Annotated in this window: 9 protein-coding genes and 1 pseudogene; 1 reads left to right on the top strand and 9 read right to left on the bottom strand. The window is 60.2% G+C overall.

The genetic code is table 11. From position 1 onward, the window contains the following. Positions 1-810, top strand: a complete 810-nt coding sequence (rsmA, locus tag IBX54_RS02740) for a 16S rRNA (adenine(1518)-N(6)/adenine(1519)-N(6))-dimethyltransferase RsmA (RefSeq protein WP_296541126.1) — start codon at positions 1-3, stop codon at positions 808-810. 170 nt (positions 811-980) lie between these two features. Here the strand turns inward: rsmA and IBX54_RS02745 are convergent. From IBX54_RS02745 to IBX54_RS02785, 9 genes and pseudogenes are all read right to left on the bottom strand, one after another. Then, positions 981-1,421: pseudogene (locus tag IBX54_RS02745) on the bottom strand (barstar family protein); the annotation flags it as partial. Between the two features lie 42 nt (positions 1,422-1,463). Next, the gene (locus IBX54_RS02750; protein ID WP_296541135.1) at positions 1,464-1,814 is read right to left on the bottom strand and encodes a ribonuclease domain-containing protein; all 351 of its coding nucleotides are present in this window, start codon (positions 1,812-1,814) and stop codon (positions 1,464-1,466) included. A gap of 216 nt (positions 1,815-2,030) precedes the next feature. Beyond that, on the bottom strand, positions 2,031-4,343 hold the full coding sequence (locus tag IBX54_RS02755) for an NADP-dependent malic enzyme (RefSeq protein WP_296541127.1): 2,313 nt from the start codon (positions 4,341-4,343) through the stop codon (positions 2,031-2,033). Positions 4,344-4,555: 212 nt separating this feature from the next. Then, a complete protein-coding gene (locus tag IBX54_RS02760; RefSeq protein WP_296541128.1) occupies positions 4,556-4,861 on the bottom strand; it encodes a hypothetical protein in 306 nt (101 codons plus the stop codon). Between the two features lie 72 nt (positions 4,862-4,933). After that, the gene (locus IBX54_RS02765; RefSeq protein ID WP_296541129.1) at positions 4,934-5,299 is read right to left on the bottom strand and encodes a hypothetical protein; all 366 of its coding nucleotides are present in this window, start codon (positions 5,297-5,299) and stop codon (positions 4,934-4,936) included. Between the two features lie 212 nt (positions 5,300-5,511). After that, on the bottom strand, positions 5,512-5,940 hold the full coding sequence (locus IBX54_RS02770) for a nuclear transport factor 2 family protein (RefSeq protein WP_296541130.1): 429 nt from the start codon (positions 5,938-5,940) through the stop codon (positions 5,512-5,514). Between the two features lie 7 nt (positions 5,941-5,947). Further along, positions 5,948-6,727, bottom strand: coding sequence for an SDR family NAD(P)-dependent oxidoreductase (locus IBX54_RS02775; RefSeq protein ID WP_296541131.1), 780 nt, complete (start codon positions 6,725-6,727; stop codon positions 5,948-5,950). Positions 6,728-6,739: 12 nt separating this feature from the next. Next, complete coding sequence (locus IBX54_RS02780) at positions 6,740-7,276, bottom strand: DUF3833 domain-containing protein (protein WP_296541132.1); 537 nt, start codon at positions 7,274-7,276, stop codon at positions 6,740-6,742. Next, positions 7,273-8,077: MFS transporter (locus IBX54_RS02785; protein WP_296541133.1), on the bottom strand; the 805-nt coding region annotated here is incomplete at its 5' end. The genes IBX54_RS02780 and IBX54_RS02785, both read right to left, overlap by 4 nt.

The following is an 8,077-nucleotide window of genomic DNA, read 5'->3' on the forward strand; positions in this document are numbered from 1 at the left end:
TTGAAACACGGCAAGCATATCCCGCGCAAGCGTTTCGGCCAGCATTTCCTGGCCGATGGCGGCATCATCGAGGCCATTGTCGAAGCCATCGATCCGCAGCCAGGTCAGGCCATGATCGAAATCGGTCCCGGCCTGGCGGCACTGACCCAGCCTCTGGTGGAGCGCCTGGGCCACTTGACGGTGGTTGAACTCGACCGCGATCTGGCGCAGCGCCTGCGCAGTCACGCCCAGCTGCAGGTGATCGAGTCCGATGTGCTGAAGGTGGACTTTGCCCAATTGGCCCAGTCCATGGCGGCCACCCGGCTGAGAGTGGTCGGCAACCTGCCCTACAACATTTCCACGCCGATCCTGTTTCACTTGCTGCAGTTTGTCGATCTGATCGAAGACCAGCACTTCATGCTGCAAAAAGAAGTGATCGACCGCATGGTAGCCCGGCCGTCAACTGCTGCCTATGGCCGCCTGAGCGTGATGCTGCAGTGGCGCTACGTCATGGAAAACGTGCTGGCCGTGCCGCCAGAAAGTTTTGACCCACCGCCGCGCGTGGACAGCGCCGTGGTGCGCATGGTGCCGCGCCCGGACGCTGCCCTGCTCGATGAGCGTGTTTTGAGCGAGTTGGTACAGGTGGCCTTCAGCCAGCGACGCAAACTGCTGCGTCACACGCTCGGGGCCTGGTTGCAGGCGCAGAATTTTGCCGGGGAATTTAATGTGCAGCGGCGCGCCGAAGAGGTGCCGGTGGATGAATACCTGCAGCTGGCGCTGGCGCTCAAGCCAGCCAGCCAGCAGGTATCACATCAAGCGGTGGTCCAGTAACCCGCGTTGAACGGGCTGCTCATGCGCAAGGCTTGCGGCGAGATGTCGAGCAATTTGTCAGTCGGCATTTTTTCGCCGCTTTCGGTGAGCAACTCGATGCCCGTGGTCGGCGGGTTGCTGGCCAGCTGGGCGTGATCACCTTTGCTGGTCTGTGCCGAGCGCGCCACTGAAAAAGAATAAAAACAGCGGAACGGGATCTTGCGGTCACCCCAATAATCGGCGGTATCGCGGAAAATATCGAGCAGCTGTTCGCGCGCTTCCTTGTCAAACTTGGTGTTCGCGGGAATATGCTCCAGCACCACGATAAAGCCAGGCTGCGGGCCCGACTTGTGCACCGGGTCGGTCATGCTGTCGTAGAGCGAATCAAAGTTTTTACCAACCGCCACCGTCAGCATGAACTGCTGGCCGATCAAGTCGAGCACGTCCTGCTTGCTTTGCGCGTTGGCAATATTGGCATACAAAAAGTGGTGGCCCATGGCCTGCGCCGCCTCCTGCAAGTCTTGCACCCGAAAAGCCCGGATCGACTGAACGATGTTGGGGCGCACACCTTTCAAAATCGTCTCGGAAACGGTTTTTAATTGGGGTTCAGCAATGGTTTGACTGAGTGACATCTTTGATTCTCTTTTCACAAAATAAAAACTAACATTTCAAATTCAGGGCGCAATCCGCCGAAAACTGGCATAGTGGTCGTCGGTGTAATAACAAACGTCTGGCCTGCTTTTCTGGCCGCCACACACGATTCGCTTGATACCGCGATGACCAAGACCAGGCGTTGGCACGGTGTATTCGCGATAAAAACCCCGTTTTTGAGCGGGCAGCAAGCGCTCCCGGTTACCAAAAACGGAACCATCTTTTTCACTGGCGAACGGCCCACCCTGATGGATCCGTGCGTAAATTTCTGCACCGGGACCCGGCAACTCGGCCAGGCTGATCGTGCTTTGATCAGTTGCTGGCGCAGACGCCTTGGACTGAACCCAGCCAGCAAACAGCGCCACCGTCAGCATCAGGCCAGTCAAGACCAACTTAAAACGGGTCACCCACGACATTGCTTCAATTTCCAATAAAAAATTCGGGTAAACCCGAACATTCAAGAGCGATAGTGTCGGTGATTTGGCAAAAAATTGCAAGCCACTGCCCAAATCATGGGCAATTCAAACCATAAAAAAAAGGATTAGACGCAGGCCGCGTCCAACCCTTTTGAACCGGCAAGAGAGGCGCGCTTAGCGGATCGCGTTGGCATCGGCGACCGTCAAGGCGGTCAGGTTGACAATGCGCCGCACCGTGGTGCTGGCCGTCAAAATATGCACTGGTTTGGCCGCGCCCAGCAGCACTGGCCCCACGGCAATATTGCCGCCTGCTGCCGTTTTAAGCAGGTTATAGGCAATATTGGCAGCATCGATATTGGGCAGAACCAGCAAATTGGCATCGCCCTGCAGGGTACTGTTGGGCATCAACTTGTCGCGTGAGATGCCATCGAGTGCCAGATCGCCATGCATTTCGCCGTCCACCTCCAGCCACGGTGCCTGCGCGCGCAGCAGCGCCAGCGTGTCGCGCATCTTGACCGCGCTGGGCTGGTCGCTGCTGCCAAAGTTTGAATGGGACAGCAAGGCGGCCTTGGGTGGAATACCAAAACGCTTCATTTCTTCGGCCGCCATCACGGTGATTTCGGCCAGTTGCTCGGCCGTGGGGTCGTAATTGATGTGGGTATCGACCAAAAACACCTGGCGCCCGGGGAGCATCAGGCCGTTCATGCAGGCATAGGTGTTGACGCCGGCACGCCGCCCCACCACTTGGTCAAGGTAATGCAAGTGCACCGAGGTCAAACCCCAGGTGCCACAGATCAGACCATCCACATAGCCCTTGTGCAACAGCATGCTGCCGATCAGCGTCAGGCGGCGGCGCATTTCGATTTTGGCGACTTGCACCGTGATGCCCTTGCGCTCGGTCATGCGGTGGTAAGTTTGCCAGAAGTCGCGGTAGCGCTCGTCATGCTCGACATTGACCACTTCGTAATCCACCCCCTCTTTCAGGCGCAGGCCGAATTTCTGCACGCGCTCGGCAATCACCTTGGGGCGACCGATCAGGGTCGGCATGGCCAGACTTTCATCGACCACGATTTGCGCGGCGCGCAACACGCGTTCTTCTTCGCCCTCGGCAAAGGCCACGCGCTTCTTGAGCGCTTTCTTGGCAGCCGTGAAAATGGGTTTCATCACCGTGCCCGAGGCATAGACAAAGCTTTGCAGCTTTTCGCGGTAGGCGGCCATGTCGGCAATGGGGCGCTGCGCCACGCCGCTGTCAAAAGCAGCTTGCGCCACGGCAGGCGCGACCTTCATCATCAGGCGCGGGTCAAACGGCTTGGGAATCAGGTACTCACGGCCAAAGGCCAGCGGCTCACCGGCGTAAGCTGCGGCCACCACTTCACTTTGCTCGGCCTGCGCCAATTCGGCAATGGCGTGCACGGCGGCCATTTCCATCTCGACCGTGATGGTCGAGGCACCGGCGTCGAGTGCGCCGCGAAAGATGTACGGAAAGCACAGAATGTTGTTGATCTGATTGGGGTAGTCCGAGCGCCCGGTGCCAATGATGGCATCGTCACGCACACTCTTGACTTCTTCGGGCGTGATCTCGGGCGTGGGGTTGGCCAACGCAAAAATGATCGGGTTGGCGGCCATGCGCTGGACCATGTCGGGCTTGAGCACACCGCCGGCTGACAAGCCCAGAAAGACGTCAGCGTTGTCGATGACTTCGCCGAGCTTGCGGGCATCGGTTTTTTGGGCATAAATGGCTTTGTCGGCGTCCATCAGCTCAACCCGGCCTTCATAAACGACACCGGCAAGGTCAGTCACCCAGACGTTTTCGCGCGGAACACCCAGCTTGACCAGCAAGCCAATGCAGGCCAGCGCCGCAGCACCAGCGCCCGAGGTGACCAGTTTCACGTCTTTGGGCTCCTTGCCGGCCACCTTGAGGCCGTTCAGGATGGCTGCACCCACCGTGATCGCTGTGCCATGCTGGTCGTCGTGAAACACCGGTATCTTCATGCGCTCGCGCAACTTGCGCTCCACGTAAAAACAGTCGGGGGCCTTGATGTCTTCGAGGTTGATACCGCCAAAGGTTGGCTCCAGCGAGGCAATGATGTCCACCAGCTTGTCGAGGTCGTGCTTTTCGTCGATCTCGATGTCGAACACGTCGATGCCGGCGAATTTCTTGAACAGCACGGCTTTGCCTTCCATCACCGGCTTGCCCGCCAGCGGCCCAATGTCGCCCAAACCCAGCACCGCCGTGCCATTGGTCACCACGCCGACCAGGTTGCCCCGGCTGGTGTACTTGTAGGCATTGATAGGGTCTTTGACAATTTCTTCGCAGGGAATGGCAACGCCGGGCGAATACGCCAGCGCCAGGTCATGCTGGTTGATCAACTGCTTGGTGGGGGCAATCGATATCTTGCCGGGTGTCGGCAGCACGTGGTACTCGAGGGCGGCGCGGCGCAATTCGGCGCGTTTGTCTTCTGAGGTAGCGGGGGCAGCTTGCGTCATTGGGTCTCCAGCTGATGATCAACCGACCCCACCGGGCCGATATTTGTAATTGCAAAAGAGAGAAATTGTATGCCTTGACACATTGACCATGGCTGAAGTGTTGCGCACTTTGCAGGCGCAGCAGTTTTTACTTTTCCAGCGAGCAACGGCACGGCTCACACCACCTGTTTGGCCAGCTCGGCCCGGGTGGCTGGCCCGGCTGCCGAAACAGCTTACACCTGGGGCAGCAAAAAGCGCCGCTCCCAGGCGCTGATTTCACTCTGAAAACTGGCCAGCTCGAGCGCCTTCACAGCGCAATACCCGGTGACAAACTTGTCGCCGAAACGCGATCTCGGGCACCACCACCGGTTGCAGGCCCAGGGCGCGAGCGACACGGTGGCGTAGTCGGGCAGCAAACGAACGTCGGGGTCCGAGTCAGGGAACACCGGGTTGTACGAATACTCACCGGTCACGGCCTGCATAGGAATGGCCTGGCAAATGCGCAATTCGCCGCCCGCCAGAAAACTCGCGGCGGGCATGAGCTTGCCGCGCGGGTAGCCTGAGACGTCGGGAAAAATGCACTCTACAGATTGCGCCGCTGGCAACAGAATTTACTTTGCGGCGCTAGCCACGAACTGGCTGTTACGGCTCATGTTGCCGGCCAATTGCGTGTCAGAGGTCATGGCGGGTGCAGCCTGGGTGGCGCGACCGAAACCCCGGCTGGCCAGCTCGGTTTGCATGGCCTTGACCCGGGCCAGGTCCTGCGGGCTGCCGCTGCGGCGGTATTGCGCCTGAGCCTGATGGCTGAACTTGATCAGCGTGGCGACTTCATGCGTCATGGTGGGGGCCACCGGGTTGTGCACGGCCACCTGGACCACACGGGTCTGAGCGGCGGTCTCGGTGGCGGCATTTTGAGCCAGCGCGTTACCGGCGACGAGCACAGAAGTCAGGGCGATCAGGGAGAAATGTTTGTTCATGAGAAGACTCCAAAAAGTACGGTTTAAATCCAAATGGGTCTGATAAACAAAACCCGCTTTGCATTGGCATGACCGGAAGATACCTTGGCTTTTCGGCAATTTGAGGTCAAACGTAACGACCATGCCGGGGGCGTGACATTGCTTACAAGTGCTTGCCAATGATGCTCTTTTGGTAACAGGTTTTCGGCGTTTTTGAGACAGGCTGCAGGTGTTCAGCTGTTGGCACGGCGTTTCAGCCAGCGCATCAGCCCGCCAATGAACGGCAGCTTCTCATACAGCTCTTCAGCCGCGTCCCAATAGTCGCGGTGCAGCGTGATGCGACCTGCCTCGTCGAGCACCAGGTGCGAGCCACCCAGAATGCACTGCGGCTGGCCCGGCGCAAACCGCTTGAAGGCAAAGTGGAATTCCCAGGTCAGAAAACACTGTGGGCCATCGACGATGCGCCCGGTGATGACAAAACGCGGGCGCACCAGGCTCACGTCCATGTGGCGAAAAATAGCGGCAATGGCGGGCCAGCCGCGCACGTCGTTGAACGGATCCTTGAAACGGGCGTTGGGGGCGTAAAGCGCTTCAAGTGTCTCGATGTGCTTGGGGTCGAGCGTCTCGAAGGTTTTGACGATAGTGTCAACAACATGTTTCATGGTGGCCTCAACTGGACTTCAGGCGCCGGGTCAGGGCGAAATAGACGGTGTAGGGCAGGCAGCGCAGCACCTTGAGCCAGAAGGTAAAGCGCTTGGGAAAATGAATCTCAAACTGGCCGCGTGCCCAGCCGTTGAGAATAGCCTGGGCGGCTTGGGCAGGGCTGATGAGGGCGGGCATTTTGAAGTCGTTTTGCGCTGTCAAGGGCGTCTCGACAAAACCCGGGTTGATCAGCGAGACGCCCACCCCCTGGCCGCACAGGTCGAGGTACAGCGTCTCGGCCAGGTTGATGAGCGCGGCCTTGGTCGGCCCGTAAGCCAGGCTGTTGGGCAAACCCCGGTAACCGGCCACACTGGCCATCAGGCTGATGTGGCCACGCCGGTCTGTGGCTTGCGCCAGCAGCGCGGGCAGCACGGCGTCGAGCAGATGCAGGGCACCGAGGTAATTCACCTGGTTGTGGCGCAGCAGATCGGGCAGGTGCAACCGGTCGGCGGTCATGGCGCGGTAATGGCCAGCGCAATAGACCACGAGGTCGAGCGGGCCGTGCATCAAAAGCGCCTGCGCCGCGCTTTTGACCGCAGTCGCGTCGGTCACGTCCAGCGGCACGGCCTGCGCGCCGGGGTGCTGGTTGACAAAGTCTTGCAGCGCTGGCGCGCCACGCGCCGACACGATGACGTGTGCGCCCCGCGCGTGCAAGGCGTGGGCCGTGGCGCGACCGATGCCGCTGGAAGCGCCAACCAGCCAGACCCGCCGGTCCGACCAGTCGTTCATGCGGGCGTTCAGTGCCATGAGGTGCCGTGCCTAGCGTTTCACAAATGTCAACGTAACTTCGCCCAGGCCCACACCCCACTTGCGCATGGCGGCTTTGTTGAGCATTACCTTGTCGCTCATCAGGTACATCCAGTCGTCGAACTGGACCTCGATGATGCGGCCGTCCACCGGCAGCGCCAGCGTATAGGTCCAGTGAAAAGCGTTGCCGCTTTGCTGGCCTTGTGCGGTGCCCACCACATCGTCGGCCTGGCCGGTAAAGCGGCCGTCGGCGTGGCTTTGCAGACGCCAGACACGGCGTTGTGTGGTGCCGTCAGAGTAGCTGAAAAGCTCATCGAGCACACCCTGGTCGCCCTGCCAGCTGCATTCCATCACCACGGTAAAGCGCTTGACCACCTGGCCCGAGCGATCGGTAAAAATGCCATAGGCATCGAGCGTGCCGTTGAAGTAGTCGCGCAGCTCCAGCACCGGTTTTTGCGCGGCGTAATCGGTGATTTTGGGCGTACTGCAGCCGCTCAGGGCCAGCGCCGATGCGAGCGCCGCAGTCAAGATCAATAAACGTCGTTTCATGGTGTAAGCGGCCGGGCCGCAGGTTGGATAAAAGAAAAATAGAGCAACGCCGCAGCGCCGGTTTTAAGTGCGCAGGGCAGCAGGCAATAGGCCACGGTGAGCACCTGCAGGGCCTGCGCGTCTCGCGCGCCAGGGACGTAGCCGAGCCAGCCCAGCAGCGGCAGCGCCAGGCCGGCGGCCAGTGCCAGGTTGAGCTTGGTGGCAAAGTTCCACCAGCCAAAATAAGCACCATCAGCGCGGCCGCGGTCACCTGCGTCGTCAATCAAGCCCGCCAGCATGGCGCCGGGCAGGGCCAGGTCGCTGCCAAGCGCCGCACCCGACAGGGCGCAAACGATCAAAAACAGCGCGCCGTCGCCGGCACCGAGCTGGCTGGCCCACAAAAACACCAGCACCGACAGCCCCATGCCCAAGGCCCAGCTGCGCGCCAGACCAAGGCGCGCCACCGCGCGCAGCCAGAGCGGCATTGACGCGGCGGCACACACAAAATACAAGCCCAGCGCCGCCGACTGCAGCGCTTCGGAGCCTTGCAGGCGGTCTTGCACAAAAAACAGCACCAGCGTTGCGGGAATCGCACTGGCAATGCCGTTGACCATGAACACCGCCAGCAAGCGCCTGAAAGCGCTTTGCTGCAAGGGATGCCAAAGGCTGATCAGGGGTGTGCGCTGGCGGCCAGGCTTACCCTGCGCTGACTCATCATGGCCAGCTCCCCGAATCCGGCCCGATACCGCACACGGACCTTGAACAGCGACTTCGTCATCGCGAGCCATCCGTACCCGGCCCGATACCGCACACGGACCTTGA

This window comes from Rhodoferax sp., assembly GCF_014859475.1.
Taxonomy (GTDB): Bacteria; Pseudomonadota; Gammaproteobacteria; order Burkholderiales; family Burkholderiaceae_C; genus Rhodoferax.